This is a genomic window from Nakamurella deserti, from assembly GCF_003260015.1.
Classification (GTDB): domain Bacteria; phylum Actinomycetota; class Actinomycetes; order Mycobacteriales; family Nakamurellaceae; genus Nakamurella; species Nakamurella deserti.
In genome coordinates this window covers 318,118-336,944 of record NZ_QCXS01000002.1, presented here as the reverse complement: position 1 = coordinate 336,944, position 18,827 = coordinate 318,118, and the positions used below count along the sequence as shown (strand labels likewise).

Genomic DNA, 18,827 nt, shown 5'->3' with positions numbered 1-18,827 from the left:
CACTCATCACTCGAGAAGGGCGACCGATTGCATCGTCGATCGCTTCATCGCGCCGGGAAAGTTCGCGTTACACCCGACTGCGCACCGCTGAGCGTGGCGATACCGCCCCGATAGGGCTAACCGACAGACGCCGACGATGGGTTACCCAGCGCTACAGGGAGGTGACCCACGGCAACCTTCACCCTCAGCGACGGGAGAGCCCCCACTGGTTCTCCTGAGGTCCGCACGACCGTGGCACCGGTCGCGAACGTGACCTCACTCACAGCGGAAACCGGTGGTGCCGCCCACCGGACCGATTCAGGAACTGCTCGGACGTGCCGTCGGCACGACCGCACCCGGGTGTGACGCCCGTCGGCGCAGGTCGCAGTCGTGTCAGGCGCGGCGCAGCCGCTGGACGAGCACCCCCGCCACCGCGGCCAGCGGAACCGACTCCTGGTCGCCGGACTCCATGTCGCGGACCGTGACCTCGCCCACCGCGAGCTCGCGGTCGCCGAGCAGCAGCACCCACCGGGCGCCCGCCGCGTCGGCGGCCTTCATGGCCGATTTGAGCTTGCGGCCGCCGTAGGCGAGGTCCACCCGGACCCCGGCCCGGCGCAACTCCCCGGCCACTGTCACCAGGGCACCCTGCTCACCGGCGCCGAGCGGGATGCCGTAGACCTCGCAACGGGCCGTGGGTGCGACCTGGACGTGCTCGGCCGCGGCGGCCAGCACCGTGCGGTCGACCCCGATGCCGAACCCGATGCCCGACAGCGCCTGACCACCCAGCTGGGCCATCAGCCCGTCGTAGCGCCCGCCCCCACCGATGCCGGACTGGGCACCGAGGCCCGGGTGCACGAACTCGAAGGTCGTGCGGGTGTAGTAGTCCAGTCCGCGCACGAGCCGCGGAGCGAGTTCGTAGGCGACCCCGAGCGCATCCAGCGACGCCCGGACCGCGGCGAAGTGGGTGGCGCAGTCGTCACAGAGGTGGTCCATCATCAGCGGCGCGTCGGCCACCATCGCCCGGATGTGCGGACGCTTGTCGTCCAGGACCCGGAGCGGGTTCAACCGGGCGCGGGCGACCGTGTCATCGTCGAGGTCCAACCCGAGCAGGAACGACTGCAGCCGCTCCCGGTAGGCCGGACGGCACTGCGCGTCGCCGAGCGAGGTCAGATCCAGCCGGAATCCGGTCAGCCCGACCGCACGGAATCCCTCGTCGGCAACCGCGATGACCTCGGCGTCCAGCGCGGGGTCGTCGACGCCGATGGCCTCGATGCCGACCTGCTGCAGCTGCCGGTAGCGGCCGGCCTGCGGCTGCTCGTAGCGGAAGAACGGGCCCGCGTAGTACAGCTTCACCGGGAGCTGGCCGCGGTCCAGACCGTGTTCGATGACGGCCCGCATGACGCCGGCGGTGCCCTCGGGGCGCAGCGTGACCGAGCGGTCGCCCTTGTCGGCGAAGGTGTACATCTCCTTGCTGACCACGTCGGTGCTCTCCCCGACGCCGCGGGCGAACAGCCGGGTGTCCTCGAACACCGGCAGTTCGATCGGCTGGTACCCCGCCCGGCGGGCGGCGTTCTGCAACGCCTCGCGGACGGCGAAGAACTGCGTGGAGGTCGGCGGGTAGTAGTCCGGGACGCCCTTGGGAGCGTGGAAGTCAGCCATCGGAGACAGGAGCCTGTTCGGTGAGGAGCGGGACGAGGAACGGGTTGGTGCGGAGCTCCGCGCCGATGGTGCTCTGCGGACCGTGACCCGGCAGCACGACCGCGTCGTGCGGTCGGCCCAGCACGTGCGTGCGCAGCGACGAGGTGAGCGTGGCGGTCGAGCCGCCGGGCAGGTCGGTGCGCCCGACCGAGCCCGCGAAGAGGGTGTCTCCGGTGAACAGCACCTCGGGGCGGGGTCCGTCGCCGGCCAGCGCGAAGAGCACGGAGCCGCCGGTGTGGCCGGGGGTGTGCAGCACGGTCAGCTGCAGCTCACCGAAGCGCAGCACCTGGTCGGGCGCGAGGGTGTGCAGCTCGTCGGGGCGCATGGCCGGCAGGTCGTAGCCGGCCAGCATCTGCCGGAACTCCGGCGAGAGCGCGGCCAGCGGGTCGTCGAGCATGTAGTCGTCGGCCGGGTGCAGGTAGCCGGGGATGCCGTACGCGTCGGTGACCTGACGCAGCGCGGCCGCGTGGTCGAGGTGGCCGTGGGTGAGCAGCGCCGCGACCGGGCGGAGGCCGTGTTCGGCGACGGTCGCCTGCACCGCGGCCAGGGCGTCCTCGCCCGGATCGACGACGACACAGTCGCCGCCGGCGGCCGGGGCCAGCAGGTAGCAGTTCGCCGCGAGCGATCCTGTGGGGAACCCGGCGATGAACACGACAGCCACCCTAGTGGCCCGTGCTCGACGCACCTCGACGCCGGACCGCCCCTGTCGCCCCGCCGGACCCGGCGGGAGCGGGCACCCGGGGTGCGGCGGCAGCAGCAGCCCAGCGGCAGCCGGGAACCCGGCATGCGGGCGGCAGCGGGTGTCGCCGCCGGTCGTGCCCGCCGCAGCGGCCGGCCCCGCCCGCCCCGGCTGCGGCTTCACAGGCGCCACCGCACCCGGACTCACGGAAAACACACGGTCACGTCTCGTAGACTCCCCCGCGGGTCTGTCGCGGTCGAGACGACGTCGACCCGCCGTGAACCGTTCCAGGAGGATCAACCGTGCCGACCAACGAGCAGCGCCGGGATGTCGCGAAGAGGAAGCTCGAGCGCCAACTCGTCCGTCGGCAGGAGCAGCAGAAGAGCCGCCGGCAGCGCACCGTCATCGGCGCGGTGATCGCCGCGGTCGTCGTCATCGCCGGCGTGGTGTTCGTGGTGACCCGGCCGCCCGCCGACGAGTCCGCCACCGCGGCCGAGCCCACCCCGGAGCCGACCTCGGCGTGCACCTACACCGACGCGGAGACGACGGTGAAGGCGGTCCAGAAGCCCGACAACACCAATCCGTTGACCTCGGGCACCGTCGACGCCACCATCACCCTCGGCCAGGGCACCGTTCCGGTCACCCTCGACCGCTCGTTCGCCCCGTGCGCGGTCAACGCGTTCGTCAGCCTCGCGTCGCAGGGCTATTACAACGAGACCAGCTGCCACCGGCTCACCACGGCGGAGAACTTCAAAATCCTGCAGTGCGGCGACCCGTCGGGCACCGGCCGCGGCGGGCCCGGCTACTCCTACGCCGCCGAGGCCGCGCCGGTGACCGATCCCGCCGCGGACCCGGCCACCACGTCCGCGTTCCCGGTCGGCACGCTGGCCATGGCCACCACGCCCGGCGGCACCGGTGGCGGCACCAACGGTTCACAGTTCGTCGTCGTCTACGGCGAGTCCGACCTCAGCAGCGGCGGGCTGACCAAGATCGGCACCGTCGGCGCGGAGGGTCTCGCGGTGGTCGACCAGATCGCGGCGAAGGGCACCGTGGACGGGTCGAACGGCGTCGCCGACGTACCGGCCGAGAAGGTCGACGTCACCTCCGTGACCGTGCCCGAGGACGCGCTGACCCCGACGCAGCCGCCGGCCGCCACCGAGACCACCCCGGCCGACGGTCTCCCCACCGACGCCGTCCCCACCGACGCCGCACCGTCGGAGGCCGAGCCGACCGACCCGGCCGCGGCCCCGACCGACGCGGGCGCGACCGACCCGGCCGCCGCCCCGACGGACGCGGGCACGACCGACCCGGCCGCCGCCCCGACCGACAGCAGCACCGCACCGACCTCCTGATCCACCGCCGGCCGCCGGATCCCCGGCGGCCGGACCCGTTCCCGGGGGTGACCGATGGGCACCACGTCGTCCGGCCCGGTCGACCGCATCGAACGCGACCGGCTCACCGCATCCCGGATCCTCGCCTCCGGGCTCGACCGCACCGGGCGGCTCGACGCAGTGCTCGCGCTGGGGGTGCAGGACCGCGACGGCGGCGCCGCCCTGGCGCTCGCCGCCCGGCACCCCGAACCCCCGCTCGTCGGCGCTCCGGACGCCGCCAGCCCGCTGGCGCTGGCCTGGACCCTGCGTGGCACCCCGCACGTGCACCCGCGGGCCGACCTCCAGCGCGTCGCCGACGCGCTGTGGCCGGGCTCGGAGGCGGCGGCCACGGCCGTGCTCGCCGGCTCGGGCAAGGCGCTCGCGGCGCAGGGCACCGGGGCGCTGGACGCATTGCGGGCGGTGGCCGACACGATGCGACGGCTGGTGACGCGTCCGATGCCCAAGGCCGAGGTGAGCACGGCGCTGACGGTCACCCTGCCGGCCCGGTACGTGGCGTTCTGCACGCCGTGCGGCACCGACCACGTGCCCGAACTGCTGTTCCGGTGCGCGGCCCTCCCCGCCGGTCTGGGTCTCGTCCCGGGACAGAAGGCGACCCTGCAGCCGTTCGGCACGGTGTCCGTGCCCGCGGCGCCCGCCGGCACCGGCGGGCTGGTCGAGGCGTTCCTGGACCTCTACGGGGCCGCGACGAAGGCCGAGGTCGCCGCCCACCTCGGCACCCGCCCCGGTGACCTGACGTGGCCGGACACCCGCACCGTGGTCGTGGACGGCGAGCGGCTGCAGACCACCCCGGACCGGCGGGACCGGATCGCCGCGACCGACCCGGCCGCGGTCGCCGACCTCGTCCGGCTGCTGCCGCCCGGCGACCCGCTGCTGCAGCCACGCACCCGCAGCCTGATCGTTCCGGACAAGGCGCACTGGAAGGCGCTGTGGCCCGCCCTCGGCCCGGCCGGGGCGGTGCTGGCCGGCGGCGAGGTCGCCGGGACCTGGCGGCCGAAGACGCAGGGTCGCACGCTCACGCTGACGGTCACCCCGTTCCGCCCGCTCACGGCCGGCCAACGCCGCGCCCTGGACGCCGAGGCGGACCGGGTCCGGCGCGTCCGGGGGATGGCCGCGGCGGCCGTGGTGATCGCGGCCTGACCCGGCTCAGGCGTTGGTGACCCGGTACACGTCGTAGACCCCTTCCACGCCGCGGACGGCGCGCAGCAGGTGCCCGAGATGCTTGGGATCGGCCATCTCGAACGAGAACTTGCTGACCGCGATGCGGTCCTTGGTCATCGCCAGGCTCGCCGACAGGATGTTGACCTTCTCGTCGGCCAGCGTCTTGGTGATGTCGGACAGCAGCCGGTGCCGGTCCAGCGCCTCGACCTGGATGGCCACCAGGAACACCGACGACGCGTGCGGATCCCAGCCGACCGGGATCAGCCGTTCCTGTTCGTTGCGCAGGAACTCCGCGTTGGTGCAGTCCGTGCGGTGCACCGAGACGGCACCGCCCTTGGTGATGTAGCCCAGGATCGGATCGCCCGGCACCGGGGTGCAGCACCGCGCGAGCTTGACCTGCAGGTCGCTGACGCCGTGCACCAGGACTCCCGCGTCACCACTGGGTCGCTGCATCGGGCGGTGCCGGGCGGGGGCGCGTTCGGCGATCGCCTCGCCCGCTTCCTCCACCCCACCCTGCAGCGAGACGACCTTGGACACGACCGTGCTGGCCACGATGTGGTTCTCACCGACCGCGGCGTACAGCGCGGCGATGTCCTTGTAGCCGAGGTCGTGCGCGACCGCGGCGAGGCTGTCGTGCGAGATCATCCGCTGTACCGGCAGGCCGGCCCGGCGGATGGCCTTGGTGATGGCCTCCTTGCCGACCTCGATCGCCTCGTCCCGGCGTTCCTTGGCGAAGTACTGGCGGATCTTGTTCTTCGCCCGCGAGCTGACGACGAAGTTCAGCCAGTCCCGGCTGGGGCCGGCGGTCGGCGCCTTGGAGGTGAAGATCTCGATGATCTGGCCGTTGTCCAGGGTCCGCTCCAGCGGCACCAGCCGGCCGTTGACCTTGGCGCCGATGCAGCGGTTGCCGACCTCGGTGTGCACCGCGTAGGCGAAGTCGACCGGGGTGGAACCGGTGGGCAGCGTGTGGATGTCGCCCTTGGGGGTGAAGACGAAGATCTCCCGGGACGCCATCTCGTAGCGCAGGCTGTCCAGGAACTCGCCGGGGTCGCCGGCCTCCCGCTGCCAGTCCAGCAACTGGCGCATCCAGGCCATCTCGTCGATCGGGCCGCCACCCTGGTGGGTGCCCTTGGTCTCCTTGTAGCGCCAGTGCGCGGCGATGCCGTACTCGGCGGTGTGGTGCATCTCGGTGGTGCGGATCTGCACCTCCAGCGGCTTCCCGCCGGGGCCGATCACCGTGGTGTGCAGCGACTGGTAGACCCCGTAGCGGGGCTGCGCGATGTAGTCCTTGAACCGGCCGGGCATCGGCTGCCAGAGCGCGTGCACCACGCCCATCGCCGCGTAACACTCGCGCAGCGAGTCGACCAGGATGCGCACCGCGACGAGGTCGTGGATCTCGTCGAAGTCGCGGCCGCGGACCTGCATCTTCTGGTAGATCGAGTAGTAGTGCTTGCCGCGGCCGACGATCTGGGCGGTGATCTTGGCGGCGGTCAGCTCCTGGGAGAGCTGGTCGGCGACGGTCGTCAGGTAGGTCTCGCGGGACGGCGCCCGGTCGGCCACCAGCCGGACGATCTCGTCGTAGCGCTTGGGGTACAGGATCGAGAACGCCAGGTCCTCGAGCTCCCACTTCACGGTGGCCATACCGAGGCGGTGGGCCAGCGGCGCCAGCACCTCGAGCGTCTCCCGCGCCTTCTTCGCCTGCTTCTCGGGCGCCAGGAACCGCATGGTGCGCATGTTGTGCAGCCGGTCGGCGAGCTTGATGACCAGCACCCGCGGGTCGCGCGCCATCGCGATGACCATCTTGCGGATGGTCTCGGCCTCGGCGGCGTCCCCGAAATCGACCTTGTCCAGCTTGGTCACACCGTCGACGAGGTGGCCGATCTCGGGCGAGAAGTCGGTGTTGAGCTGTTCCAGCCCGTACGGGGTGTCCTCGATGGTGTCGTGCAGCAGCGCCGCGACGAGCGTCGTGGTGTCCATCCCGAGATCGGCGAGGATGCTCGCGACGGCCAGCGGGTGCGTGATGTAGGGGTCACCGGACTTGCGGAACTGGCCCCGGTGCGCCTCCTCGGCGACCTCGTAGGCCCGCTGCAGCATCCGCAGGTCGGCCTTCGGGTGGTAGCCGCGGTGTACGGCGAACAGCGGCTCGAGCACGGTGGTCGGCCCGGACGCCTGCCGCTGGCCACTCATCCGGCGGGTGAACCGGGCCCGCACCCGGCGGGTCGCCGACACCGGGGCGGCGTCGGCGGTGCCGGCGGTGACCGCGACCGGCGCGGGCTCGGGCGCGATCGGCGGGGTCAGCGCCGGGTCGGTCTGCGGCGCCTTCTGGGTGGCGGCCACGGTGAGCTCCGCGTCGCTGGCGGCGCGGTCGGCCGGGCCGGCGGCGTCGGCCGCCTCCTCGTCCAGCAGTGCCTTGCTCGCGGCGGCGTCGGCGACGTGCGACGTCATGGCGCCTCCTCGGGGAACGTAGGGCGGTCGGCCGGGTCCACCGGTCGGCACGGGGCTCGAGCTCCTGCGGCTCCGCCCCGGATCCGAGGATAGCCGGGGAGCCGACGCGGGCGTCGGTGTGTCCGGACGCCCGCCCCCGCCCGGGCGACCGCTCAGACCGCGCAGATGGCGGTGACGGCGTCGACCCCGGCCGCGGCCAGCACGGCCCGGCCGCCGAGGTCGACGAGTTCGGTCATCAGGGCGACCCCGATGACCCGCCCCCCGGCCCGGCCGATCAGCGAACACGCGGCCGCGGCGGTGCCGCCGGTGGCCAGGACGTCGTCGACGACGAGCACCCGGGCGCCGTCGGGGACGTCGTCGGGATGCAGTTCCAGCCGCGCGGTGCCGTACTCCAGCGCGTAGTCCTGGCCGATGACCGCGCCGGCCAGCTTGCCGGGTTTGCGGACGGCGAGGACACCGCTGCCGCAGATCGCCGCGACCGCCCCGCCGAGCAGGAAGCCGCGGGCGTCGAGCCCGGCGACCAGGTCGAAGCCGTCGGGGGCGGTGGCGGCCAGCGCCCCGGCGACCAGCGCCAGCGCGGCGCCGTCGGTGAACACCGGCGTGACGTCACGGAACAGCACCCCCGGGACGGGGAAGTCCGGGACGACACGGGTCAACCGCTCGATCTGCGCCGCGGCGGCCGCGGTGACCGACGCGCGGTCGTGCCCCGAGAGGTCGACCCGACGGTCCGCCCCGGGCGGGAAGGCCGCCACTAACGGGCGCGCTTGCCCGTCGGCCGGGCCGCCTTGCCGACCGGCCGCGAACCGCCGGCCGCAGGACGGGCGCCGGACACCGGACGCGGGGCGGCACCCACCGGGCGGGATCCGGTGCGTTGGGCCTTGACGCCGGGCTTCGGGGGCGCGGTCGGGCCGTCCGCCCCGGGCACGCGGCGGACCGGCGCGTCCTGGTCGTCCGGTGTCCCGGTGCCGGGCACCCGGCCGATTGCGTCGCCGTCGGCGTCGACGATGATCCCCTCGGCCTTGCGGCGCGCGGCGACCCGGGCGGTGTGCGCCTTGATCAGCGGATCCCGCAGGCGCAGGTCCACCGCGATCGGCACGGCCAGGAACACCGACGAGTAGCCGGACACGATCATGCCGACCAGCTGCACCAGGGCGAGGTCCTTGAGGGTGCCGGAGCCGAGGATGGCCACACCGGCGACGAGCAGGCCGCCGACCGGCAGCAGGGCGATGACGGTGGTGTTGACCGAGCGCATCAGCGTCTGGTTGACGGCGAGGTTGGCCGCCTCCTCGAAGTTGCGGCGCAGCAGGCTGGTGAGGCCCTTGGTGTTCTCCTGCACCTTGTCGTAGACCACGACGGTGTCGTAGAGCGAGAAGCCGAGGATGGCGAGCAGGCCGATGACCGTCGCCGGGGTGACCTCGAAGCCGACGAGCGCGTAGATGCCCGCCGTGATGATCATGTCGTGGACCACGGCGATGACGGCGCCGATGGCGACCCGCCGCTCGTAACGGATCCACAGGAACGCGCTCACCGCGATGAGGAACACGACCAGGGCGATGACCGCCCGCTGGGAGATCTCACCGCCCCAGGTCTCCGACACCGCGGAGTCGGAGATCTGTTCGGTGGTCAGGTTGAAGGCGCTCGCGACGGCCTGCTTGAGCGAGACGACCTGATCGGCGGACAGCGTGGTGGTCTGCACCTGGAAGGTGGCCGACGCGCCGGTGCCGACGGTCTGCACCGCTTCGGGCTCGACCCCGGTGCTGCCGGCGACGGCCTGCGCCACCTGGTCGGTGCTGATCGAGCTGCTCGCCGGGAACTGGATCCGGGTGCCGCCGGCGAAGTCGATGCCGAAGTTGAACCCGCGGATGATGATCAGCGCGATGGACAGCACTACGAGCACCAGCGAGACGATGTAGTACTTCCGGCGGTGCCCGATGATGTCGAACGCGCCGGTGCCGGTGGTCAGCCGGTTCAGGAAGCTCCGGCGGTGCGCGACCGGGGGCTTGGGTCCCGGCACTGTGGGCACGTCGGGGGTGGTGGTGGTCATCGCTTCACGGCTTCTTTCACGAAGGACGACGCCGACGCGCGCTGCTCCTGACCGGCGTCGGCGACCGACCCCAGTCCGGACCAGGTCGGCGAGGAGAAGATCTTGCGGCCGGACGCCAGGGCGACCAGCGGGTGGGTCACGAGGAACACCACGACGAGGTCGAGCACGGTCGACAGGCCCAGGGTGAACGCGAAGCCCTTCACGTCGCCGACCGCCAGCGCGTACAGGATCGCCGCGGCGAGGAACGACACCGCGTCGGCGGACAGGATGGTGCGCTTGGCGCGCGTCCAGCCGCGGGGCACCGCCGAGCGGAACGAACGGCCCTCGCGGACCTCGTCCTTGATGCGTTCGAAGTAGACGACGAAGGAGTCCGCGGTGATGCCGATCGCGATGATCAGACCGGCGATGCCGGCCATGTCCAGCGACAGGTTGATCCACCGGCCCAGCAGCACCATCACCGCGTAGACCAGCCCGAACGACAGGACCAGCGACAGGATGGTGATCACGCCCAGCAGGCGGTAGTACACCAGGCAGTAGACGACGACGAGCAGCAGCCCGATGCCGCCGGCGATGAGGCCGGCCCGCAGGTAGGACAGCCCGAGCTCGGCGGTGACCGAGTCCGACGACGACCGTTCGAAGGCCAGCGGAAGCGCGCCGAACTTCAACGAGTTGGCCAGGTCGGTGGCGGTCGCCTGGGTGAAGCTGCCGGTGATCTGGGTGTCGGTGGTGATCGCGCCCTGGATGGTCGGCGCGGTGATGACCTCACCGTCCAGCACGAAGGCGACCCGCTTGCCCACGTTGGCGGTGGTGTAGGCGGCCCACTGGGTGAAGCCCTCGCCCTTGAACTTCAGGTTGACGGCCCAGCCCTGGGACGCGTCGTAACCGGAGGTCGCGGTGTCCACCTGGTCGCCGGGGATCAAGACCGGCGCGAGGATGTAGGGGATGCCGGTGGCCGCATCGCAGGAGGCGAGCGGCCTGGCCGGATCGTCCAGCCCCGCGTACTGGTTGATCTGGGCGCAGGACAGGCCACTCAGGATGGCGGTCTGCATGTCGGTCTGCCAGGTGGTCCAGTCGGCCTGCACCGTCGACGACGGCTGCGTCGGGACGTTCGGATCGCTGGACGCCGGGAACTCCACGGTGGCCGGGGCGGCCTCGGTCCCGGTCGACTCGGTGCCGGTCGACTCGGTGCCGGTCGATTCGGTGCCGGTCGACTCCGTGCCGGTCGACTCCGTACCGGTGGCGTCGGTCGCGGAGACGTCCGTGGCCGGGGCGGGGGTGGCGCCGTCCGTGGCCGGGGCCGACGGGTCGGTGGTCTCCTCGGCGCGGGCGGCGAACCCGCCGCGCAGGCCCTGGCTGGCCGGCGCCTCGGTGGTGGCAGCCGGCGCCTCGGTGGTGGCAGCCGGCGCTTCGGTGGTCGCGGCGGCCGAGGGGTCGACGGACGCGGCCGGATCGGTGGCGTCCGCGGGGGCGGTCGGGGCCACGCTCGCCCCCGCGCTCGGGGTCGGCGTCACGGCACCGGTGCCCGAGGTCGGGTCCCAGTCGACCGGACGCAGCGACAGCTGCGCCGAGCGGGTCAGGTTGGTGAGGTCCTCGGTGCCCGGCACGGTGACGATCAGCTGGTTGTTGCCGTCGATCTGCACCTGCGCCCCGGCGACACCGGAGCCGTTGACGCGGCGCTCCATGATGTCGCGGGCCAGCTGCATCGACTGGCGCGTGGGCGTCGAATTGTCACTCGACTGCGCCGTCAGGGTGATCCTGGTCCCGCCCTGGAGATCGATCCCCAGTTTCGGGGCATTGGAGCCGGCGGTGAAGAACACCAGGCCGTAGAGGATCGCCGTCAGCCCGACGAAGGTCGTGATGAGTCGCCAGGGCCGGTACTGGCTGGCCGGTGTTGCCACGTGTGCTTGTTCCCCTCATGGACACGCCGCCGCCCACCCCCGGGCGGACAACCACCGGCGGTCGGACGACGACGCTGGACTCCGGACGACGTCGTCGTACCGGCGTGGAGCATCACTCCCATCGTTCGGCCGATCACCGCGGCGGACAAGCTCGCACGGCGAACTCCACCCGGGCGGTGACCGCCGAACGACAGAGAGTTGCGATCGGCGAGCTTAGCCGAGATCCTTGTGGCGGTTGTCACCGTCGGTGCGGTAGGCATCCGTGTCGGCGTCCTTCGTCAGGCGCACCGGGGCGTCGGCGTCGTAGGACTCCCCGCCGTAGGCCGCCTCGAGGTCCACCGCGTCGCTGGCGTCGGGAGCGACGACCACGTCGCGGACCGCGGCGCGCAGCCAGGTGGTGCGGACCCCCGGAGCGATCTCCAGCTCCATGGTGTCGTCGGCGATCGCGGTGACGGTGCCCTGCAGACCGGCGATCGTCGTCACCCGGACGCCGGGGACGATCGAGTTCAGCTTCTCCTGCTGTGCGGCCAGCTGCTTCTTGCGGGTCCGCGACGACAGGTAGAGCATGCCGCCGACGAACACGAGCAGCACGATCATCAACATGCCGTTGGAATCCATGGTTTCTCCCTCTTCGGTGCCTGGCCCGGGGCGGCACGCACGGACGGCCGTCCGCGGCGTCGCCGACTCCTCCGGGTGTCCCGCACCGTGGGCCGGACGCACCCGTGACGTGACGGACGCACCCGGTGATGCAGGTCAGGATGTCGACCCAGCCTACCGGAGCGACCCGCTACGGACGGTCTCCGAAACCCGCGGCGTCATTCCTCCGGTGGTGTGGTGAACAGCAGCGACTGACCGCCCGGAGCGCCGTCCGGCGGCGTCATCCCGAGGTGGTCCCAGGCGGCGGCGGTGGCGACCCGGCCGTTGCGGGTGCGGGCCAGCATGCCGACCCGGACGAGGAACGGCTCGCAGACCTCCTCCACCGTGCTCGGCTCCTCCCCCACCGCGACGGCCAGCGTCGTCAACCCGACCGGACCACCGCCGAACGAGCGGCACAGCACCGACAGCACGGCCCGGTCGAGGCGGTCCAGGCCGAGTTCGTCCACGTCGTAGACGGCCAGCGCCTCGCGGGCGGTCTCCAGGGTGATGGCCCCGTCGGCCCGGACCTGGGCGAAGTCGCGCACCCGCCGGAGCAGCCGGTTGGCGATCCGGGGTGTCCCGCGGGACCTGCGGGCGATCTCGATGGCACCGTCCGGCCGCAGGTCGACACCGAGGATCCCGGCCGAGCGGCTGATGATCTGGCGCAGGTCGGCCGGCTCGTAGAACTCCATGTGCGCGGTGAACCCGAAGCGGTCCCGCAGCGGGCTGGTCAGCTGCCCGGACCGGGTCGTGGCCCCCACCAGCGTGAACGGGGCGATCTCCAGCGGGATGGAGGTGGCACCGGGTCCCTTGCCGACGATGACGTCGACCCGGAAGTCCTCCATGGCCAGGTACAACATCTCCTCGGCCGGCCGGGCCATCCGGTGGATCTCGTCGATGAACAGGACGTCGCCCTCGACGAGGTTGGACAGCATCGCGGCGAGATCACCGGCCCGCTCCAACGCGGGACCGGACGTCAGCCGCAGCGAGCTGCCCAGCTCCGCGGCGATGATCATCGCCAGCGACGTCTTGCCCAGACCGGGCGGACCGGCGAGCAGGACGTGGTCGGGGACGGCGCCGCGCATCTTGGCGCCGGTGAGCACCAGTTCGAGCTGCTCGCGGACCCGGGCCTGGCCGACGAACTCGCCGAGACTCTTCGGCCGCAGCGAGCCGTCGACCTCGTCGCCGGGCAGCTCGCCGGCGAACACGAGGTGGTCGTCGTCGGCGGGGTCGTCGGGGCGTGGCACGGTCATCGCTTCCCGCCCAACAGGGCCAGCGCGCGGCGCAGCAGCACCCCGACGTCACCGTTGCGGACCGCCGGGTCGTGGACGTCCTCGGCGAGGGTGTCGACGGTGTCGCCGGCCTGCTTGGCGGTCCAGCCCAGGCCGGTGAGCGCCTCGACCAGCTTGTCCCGCCACAGCACGGTCGGTCCGGCCGCGGGCCTGGCGCCGGTGCCGGGCAGGACGCCGACCTTGTCGCGGAGTTCCAGCACGAGCCGTTCGGCGCCCTTCCGGCCGATGCCGGGCGCGCGGGTCAGCGCGGTGACGTCCCCGGAGCCCAGCGCCTGCCGCAGCTCGTCGGGGGTGAACACGGCGAGCAGGGCGAGTGCGATCTTGGGTCCGACGCCGGTCACCGACTGCACGAGCTCGAACAGGTCTCGGGCCTCGTCGGAGCCGAAGCCGAACAGGGTCAGCGAGTCCTCCCGCACCACCAGCGTGGTCGCGAGGTAGGCGTCCTGCCCCCGGGTGAGGGTGGCCAGCGTGGCCGGGGTGGCCCGGACCGCGAGCCCCACCCCGCCCACCTCGACGACCACCCGGTCCAGGGCGATCGACAGCACGGCGCCGCGTACGGAGGCGATCATCGGCCGGCCCGGGTCGCGGCGGCCAGGTCGGCGAGGCGGGCGGCCTGCGCCAGCCGGGCCTGCAGCGGGGCGCGCATCAGGTGGCAGATGGCCAACGCCAGGGCGTCCGCGGCGTCCGCCGGCTTGGGCGCGGTGGTCAGCCGGAGCAGCCGCATCACCATCGCCGTCACCTGGTCCTTGTCGGCGGCCCCGTTGCCCGACACCGCCGCCTTCACCTCGCTGGGGGTGTGCCACGCGACCGGGATGCTGCGCCGGGCGGCGATCACGGCGACCACCCCGGTGGCCTGGGCCACGCCGATGACGGTGGAGACGTTGTGCTGACTGAAGACCTTCTCGATGGCCACCGCGTCGGGCGCGTGCCGGTCGATGGCCGCCTCGACGTGCGCGGCGATGGTGAGCAGCCGGTGGGAGACGTCCGACTGGGACGGCGTGCGCACCACGCTGACGTCCACCAGCACCGGCTTCATCCCCGGCCCGCCGTCGACCACACCGACCCCGCACCGGGTCAGCCCGGGATCGACGCCCAGAACGCGCACCCCGTACCGCCTCTCCGTCACGCTGCCGCACGACAACGACCCACCACGCGACCGAACACGTGTACGCCCGAGGACGCTACCGGCGCAAGTCCGCCGGCACGGCACGCCACGCCCGTGACCGGTGGCGGACCCCGGCGTAAGCGGACCGCGCGGACGGATGCTCCGATGCCCCTCGGTGGATCATCCGGGTGACGGTTGCTACTGTCGGCGACGTCTCAGCCGCTGGTCAGTGGCGGATTCAGGCGTTCGGCGGCGACGAGGCCCCCGGAACGTGGTCACTCGTGTCGAACCCCTGCGAACGGATCCCGATGTCATTCCTGTCCACCCGGTCCTCCTCGTCGCGGCGTGCCCGGATCAGCTGCGGCAACTGCGGTGCGCGCATCACGTTGTCCGACCGCATCCGCAAGGAGGGCGCGGGCTTCGTCCACGAGCAGTGCCCGGCGGCCGGCGCCCCCGGCCGGCAGATCCCCGCCCAGCGCTCCTGACCGCAGGCCGGCGTCCCGCTCCCGGACAGCACACATCCGGACAGCACACAGCCGCGGCCGGTGATCCCGGCCGCGGCTGTGGACGTCCTGCGAAACGGTGCTACTCGTCGTCCTCGTCGAGCTGCGCGCCGACCTCGTCGGGGATCTCGGCGTTGGTGTAGACGTTCTGCACGTCGTCGAGATCCTCGATGGCGTCGACCAGCTTCATGAACTTGCGCGCCGACTCCAGGTCCAGCGGCACGTTCAGCGACGGCACGAAGGTCGGGTCGGCGGAGTCGTACTCGATGCCGGCGTCGATCAGCGCGGTGCGCACCGGCATCAGGTCGGACGGCTCGGTGAGCACCTCGAACGTCTCACCGGCGTCGGTGACCTCCTCGGCACCGGCGTCGAGCACCGCCATCAGCACGTCGTCCTCGCTCAGCTCGCCCTTGGGGACGACGACCTGACCCATCCGCTTGAAGAGGTAGGACACTGAACCCGGGTCGGCCATCGTGCCGCCGTTGCGGGTCACGGCCACCCGCACCTCGGACGCCGCGCGGTTCCGGTTGTCGGTCAGGCACTCGATCATCATCGCCACGCCGCTCGGGCCGTAGCCCTCATACATGATCGAGGTGTAGTCCAGGCCGCCGCTCTCGGCGCCGGACCCGCGCTTCACCGCACGGTCGATGTTGTCGTTGGGCACCGAGGACTTCTTGGCCTTCTGCACCGCGTCGTACAGGGTGGGGTTGCCGTTGATGTCGCCGCCGCCCATCCGGGCGGCCACTTCGATGTTCTTGATCAGCCCGGCGAACAGCTTGCTGCGCTTGGCGTCTTTGTGGGCCTTCTGGTGCTTCGTGGTGGCCCACTTGGAATGGCCGCTCATTGCCTGCCGTACCTCTCGCTCGTATCCCGCTCGGTGTCCCTGGCACGCGGGCGGGCTGGAGGCCGCGACCGCCGCAGGTTCGACGGGTGAGTCTACGTCGCCTCAGGAGGCCGACGCGGTGACCAGGTCCAGGAACAGCCGGTGGACCCGCAGGTCGCCGCTGATCTCGGGATGGAACGAGGTGGCGAGGATCGGCCCCTGCCGGACGGCGACGGGATGGTCGGCGGCGGTGGCGAGGACCTCGACGTCGGGCCCGACCCGTTCCACCCAGGGCGCCCGGATGAACACGCCGGGCACCGGGCCGTCGATGCCGGCCATGTCGACGTCGCCTTCGAACGAGTCGACCTGCCGCCCGAAGGCGTTGCGCCGCACGGTGACGTCCAGGACGCCGAACGGCCGCTGGTCGGGCCGGCCGTCGACGATGCGGGTCGCGAGCATGATCATCCCGGCGCACGAGCCGTACGCCGGAAGTCCCGCGGCCAGCCGTTCGGCCAGCGGCTCGCGGAGGGCGAACACGTCGAGCAGCCGGCTCATGGTGGTCGACTCGCCGCCGGGGATGATCAGCCCGTCGAGGACGGCGACCTCGGTGGCGCGACGGACCGGGACGCCGCGGTGGCCGAGCCGCTCGATCGCGTCCAGGTGCTCGCGGACGTCGCCCTGCAGCGCGAGCACGCCGACGGTGGCGCTCATGCGGGCGAGGTGAGGCCGGCGGGTGCTGCGGCGGGCACGGGCTTGTCGATGGCGAAGATCGGCATCAGCGGCTGCAGCATCGGGCCGATGCCCAGCGCGTAGACCACGGTGCCGATGCCGACCGGTCCGCCGAGCAGCCAGCCGCCGAGCAGCACGCTGCCCTCCAGACCGGTCCGGACAACCATCACCGGGCCGACGCCGCGGGCGACGAGGCCGGTCATCAGCCCGTCGCGGGGCCCGGGGCCGAGGCCGGCACCGATGTACAGCGCCCCGGCCAACGCGTTCAGCGGGACGCTGAGCAGCATGGCGACGACCCCGACGGTGACGTTGGGCGCGACGGGCAGCAGCGCGAGCGAGGCGTCGGTGGCGAGCCCGATGACGACGGCGTTGGCCAGCGTGCCGAACCCGGGTCGCTGCCGGATGGGGATCCACAGCAGCAGCACGACGAAGGAGACCAGCACGATGGTGATGCCGAAGCTGAACGGCAGCCGGTCGGCCAGCCCCTGGTGGAAGACGTCCCACGGGTCCAGGCCCATCCCGGCCCGGACCATCACCGCCATCGAGAAGCCGTAGAGCACCAGCCCGACGAAGAGCTGGGTGAAGCGGCGGGGGCGGCGGTCCGGCGGGATCGGCAGCACCACGGCCCGGGCGGCGCGGCCGGGGGCGGCGGTCAGCCGGGCCAGCCGGCCGGGTCGGTTCGGGGAAGGGGCGGCGGGCGCGTCTGCGGTCGGGTCGTGCACCACACCAGTCTGCTGGTCGCGCCCGCAGGTCCGACAGGGCCACTTCGGGGTGACTGGCCTGGTCGGTGAAAGTGGACCGCGTTCGCCGTTGACCACACCGGGCCAGATCCCGCAGAGTGGCCTGGTGACCACCATCGCTGTGCCGTCCGCGCCGGTGAACCGGGTGTCGGCGGCGACCCTGGCCCGGCACGTCAAGATCGGCAAGCCGGCCAGCCAACCGGCCGATGTCGAGGGCCGGACGGGGGTGACGTACCGGGAGCTCGCGCGCCGCATCCGGGACGCGCTGCTCGACGGCAGGTTGGCCGCCCACACCCGGCTGCCGAGTGAGCGGGCCCTGGCCGACGCGCTGCACCTGTCACGGACCACGGTCGCCGCGGCGTACGCCCTGCTGCGGGACGACGGTTGGCTGGTGAGTCGACGTGGGTCGGGCAGCGTGCTGCGGCCGGCACCGGGCAGCGCGCCGGACGACCTGTCGCCGCTGTCGCCGTTGTCGTGGGGAGCGACCGCGGAGGACGCGCTGATCAACCTGACGACGGCGTCGCTGCCGGCGCCGGCCGAGCAGATCCAGTCGGCGGTGAACGCCGCGGCGGCGGACCTGTCGGCCTACTTCCGGGAGGACGGCTACGAGCCGCTCGGCATCCGGTCGCTGCGCGAGCGCATCGCCCGCCGCTACACCGACAGCGGCCTGCCGACGACCGCCGAGGAGATCCTGGTCACCAACGGCGGCCAGCACGCCTGGACCATCGTGCTGGCCGAGCTGTCCGGACCCGGGGACCGGGTGCTGTTCGACTGCCCGACGTACCCACTGGCGCTGGAGGCGGCCCGGTCGAGCCGCCGGATCCCGGTACCGGTCGGGGTGCGGCCGTCGGCGCGGCAGCCGTGGGACCTGGACCTGATGACCGCGGCGATGATCCAGTCGACGCCGCGGCTGGCCTACCTCATCCCGGACTTCCACAACCCGACGGGTGCGGTGATGGACGCGGCCACCCGCGCCGACCTGGTGACCGCCGCGTCCCGGACGGCGACGGTGCTGGTGGTCGACGAGACGCTGCGGGACGTCGCCTTCGACCCGGCGCAGCCGATGCCGCCGCACCTGGCGTCCTTCGACCGGGCGCGCCGGGTGGTGACCATCGGGTCGATGTCCAAGTCGTTCTGGGGTGGTCTGCGGATCGGCTGGTTGCGGGCGAACCGCAGCGTGGTCGGGCGGCTGGCGGCGGTGCGGTCGCTGCAGGACATGGCCGGGTCGGTGCTGGACCAGCTGGTCGCCGACCGGCTGCTCGCCGACGAGGCGCCGGCGCTGACGGTGCAGCGGGCCCGCCTGCAGGCGGGCTGCGACGCACTGCTGGCGGCCCTGGACGCGGAGTTGCCGCACTGGCGTCCGACGCGGCCCGCGGGTGGTGCCTCGTTGTGGGTGGAGCTGCCGGGGCCCTACGCGACGGACCTGGCCGCGCTGGCCCCGTCGGTGGGGGTGGCGATCGTGCCGGGGCCCCGGTTCGGGCCGGACGGGACGATGGAGTCGTTCCTGCGGCTGCCGTTCACCGCGTCACCGGACGCGTTGCGCGCCGCGGTGCAGCGACTGTCCTCGATCGACTCCCGGGCGGCCGCGGCCCGGCCCGCCCTCCCCCAGCGCTGGATGACCTGAGGCGATCAGCCGGACCACCCGCCCGCTCCCGGTGTGCGGGCGACCGGCTCCCGCGGCGGGCGGTCCGGCGGCCGTCAACACGT

Annotated in this window: 17 protein-coding genes; 4 read left to right on the top strand and 13 right to left on the bottom strand. The window is 72.7% G+C overall.

Annotated features, from left to right (window positions below):
- Window positions 1–372 precede the first annotated feature (372 nt).
- Together hisS and DB033_RS01740 are read right to left on the bottom strand one after the other, a co-directional pair.
- Window positions 373–1,647 carry a histidine--tRNA ligase gene (hisS, locus tag DB033_RS01745; RefSeq protein ID WP_111765183.1) on the bottom strand — a complete coding sequence of 425 codons (1,275 nt, stop codon included), beginning with the start codon at window positions 1,645–1,647 and terminating at the stop codon, window positions 373–375.
- A complete protein-coding gene (locus DB033_RS01740) occupies window positions 1,631–2,329 on the bottom strand; it encodes an MBL fold metallo-hydrolase (RefSeq protein WP_111765182.1) in 699 nt (232 codons plus the stop codon). The genes hisS and DB033_RS01740 overlap by 17 nt, the downstream gene beginning before the upstream one ends.
- Before the next feature lie 329 nt (window positions 2,330–2,658).
- Between DB033_RS01740 and DB033_RS01735 the strand changes: the two genes are divergently transcribed.
- Entirely contained in the window at window positions 2,659–3,708 is a 1,050-nt protein-coding gene (locus DB033_RS01735; protein WP_205843602.1) for a peptidylprolyl isomerase, read from the top strand.
- A gap of 54 nt (window positions 3,709–3,762) precedes the next feature.
- Window positions 3,763–4,884 carry a DNA glycosylase AlkZ-like family protein gene (locus DB033_RS01725; RefSeq protein ID WP_111765181.1) on the top strand — a complete coding sequence of 374 codons (1,122 nt, stop codon included), beginning with the start codon at window positions 3,763–3,765 and terminating at the stop codon, window positions 4,882–4,884.
- Between the two features lie 6 nt (window positions 4,885–4,890).
- Here DB033_RS01725 and DB033_RS01720 read toward each other — a convergent pair whose 3' ends face one another.
- From DB033_RS01720 to ruvC, 8 genes are all read right to left on the bottom strand, one after another.
- A complete protein-coding gene (locus DB033_RS01720; RefSeq protein WP_111765180.1) occupies window positions 4,891–7,350 on the bottom strand; it encodes a RelA/SpoT family protein in 2,460 nt (819 codons plus the stop codon).
- Between the two features lie 152 nt (window positions 7,351–7,502).
- Window positions 7,503–8,102 (bottom strand): adenine phosphoribosyltransferase, encoded by a 600-nt coding sequence (locus DB033_RS01715; protein WP_111765179.1) that lies wholly within the window; start codon window positions 8,100–8,102, stop codon window positions 7,503–7,505.
- On the bottom strand, window positions 8,102–9,394 hold the full coding sequence (gene secF, locus DB033_RS01710; protein ID WP_111765178.1) for a protein translocase subunit SecF: 1,293 nt from the start codon (window positions 9,392–9,394) through the stop codon (window positions 8,102–8,104). Before secF ends, DB033_RS01715 begins: the two co-directional genes overlap by 1 nt.
- Window positions 9,391–11,292 (bottom strand): protein translocase subunit SecD, encoded by a 1,902-nt coding sequence (gene secD, locus DB033_RS01705; RefSeq protein ID WP_111765177.1) that lies wholly within the window; start codon window positions 11,290–11,292, stop codon window positions 9,391–9,393. Before secD ends, secF begins: the two co-directional genes overlap by 4 nt.
- A gap of 213 nt (window positions 11,293–11,505) precedes the next feature.
- Entirely contained in the window at window positions 11,506–11,910 is a 405-nt protein-coding gene (yajC, locus tag DB033_RS01700) for a preprotein translocase subunit YajC (protein WP_111765176.1), read from the bottom strand.
- Window positions 11,911–12,107: 197 nt separating this feature from the next.
- Window positions 12,108–13,181, bottom strand: coding sequence for a Holliday junction branch migration DNA helicase RuvB (gene ruvB / locus DB033_RS01695; RefSeq protein ID WP_111765175.1), 1,074 nt, complete (start codon window positions 13,179–13,181; stop codon window positions 12,108–12,110).
- Window positions 13,178–13,789 carry a Holliday junction branch migration protein RuvA gene (ruvA, locus tag DB033_RS01690; protein ID WP_111765174.1) on the bottom strand — a complete coding sequence of 204 codons (612 nt, stop codon included), beginning with the start codon at window positions 13,787–13,789 and terminating at the stop codon, window positions 13,178–13,180. The genes ruvB and ruvA overlap by 4 nt, the downstream gene beginning before the upstream one ends.
- Window positions 13,786–14,325 (bottom strand): crossover junction endodeoxyribonuclease RuvC, encoded by a 540-nt coding sequence (gene ruvC, locus DB033_RS01685; RefSeq protein ID WP_111765173.1) that lies wholly within the window; start codon window positions 14,323–14,325, stop codon window positions 13,786–13,788. The genes ruvA and ruvC overlap by 4 nt, the downstream gene beginning before the upstream one ends.
- A 308-nt stretch (window positions 14,326–14,633) precedes the next feature.
- Here ruvC and DB033_RS20480 point away from each other — a divergent pair, with 308 nt between their 5' ends.
- Entirely contained in the window at window positions 14,634–14,810 is a 177-nt protein-coding gene (locus tag DB033_RS20480; protein WP_157970453.1) for a hypothetical protein, read from the top strand.
- A gap of 100 nt (window positions 14,811–14,910) precedes the next feature.
- Here DB033_RS20480 and DB033_RS01680 read toward each other — a convergent pair whose 3' ends face one another.
- The 3 genes from DB033_RS01680 to yczE all read right to left on the bottom strand — a co-directional run bounded on the left by DB033_RS01680 (window position 14,911) and on the right by yczE (window position 16,997).
- A complete protein-coding gene (locus DB033_RS01680) occupies window positions 14,911–15,672 on the bottom strand; it encodes a YebC/PmpR family DNA-binding transcriptional regulator (RefSeq protein ID WP_111765172.1) in 762 nt (253 codons plus the stop codon).
- A gap of 102 nt (window positions 15,673–15,774) precedes the next feature.
- On the bottom strand, window positions 15,775–16,362 hold the full coding sequence (gene pdxT / locus DB033_RS01675) for a pyridoxal 5'-phosphate synthase glutaminase subunit PdxT (RefSeq protein WP_111765171.1): 588 nt from the start codon (window positions 16,360–16,362) through the stop codon (window positions 15,775–15,777).
- A complete protein-coding gene (gene yczE / locus DB033_RS01670; RefSeq protein ID WP_476703778.1) occupies window positions 16,359–16,997 on the bottom strand; it encodes a membrane protein YczE in 639 nt (212 codons plus the stop codon). The genes pdxT and yczE overlap by 4 nt, the downstream gene beginning before the upstream one ends.
- A gap of 229 nt (window positions 16,998–17,226) precedes the next feature.
- On the opposite strand from yczE, the gene yczR reads away from it, so the two are divergent.
- Window positions 17,227–18,744, top strand: a complete 1,518-nt coding sequence (yczR, locus tag DB033_RS01665) for a MocR-like transcription factor YczR (RefSeq protein ID WP_170315459.1) — start codon at window positions 17,227–17,229, stop codon at window positions 18,742–18,744.
- Window positions 18,745–18,827 lie beyond the last annotated feature (83 nt).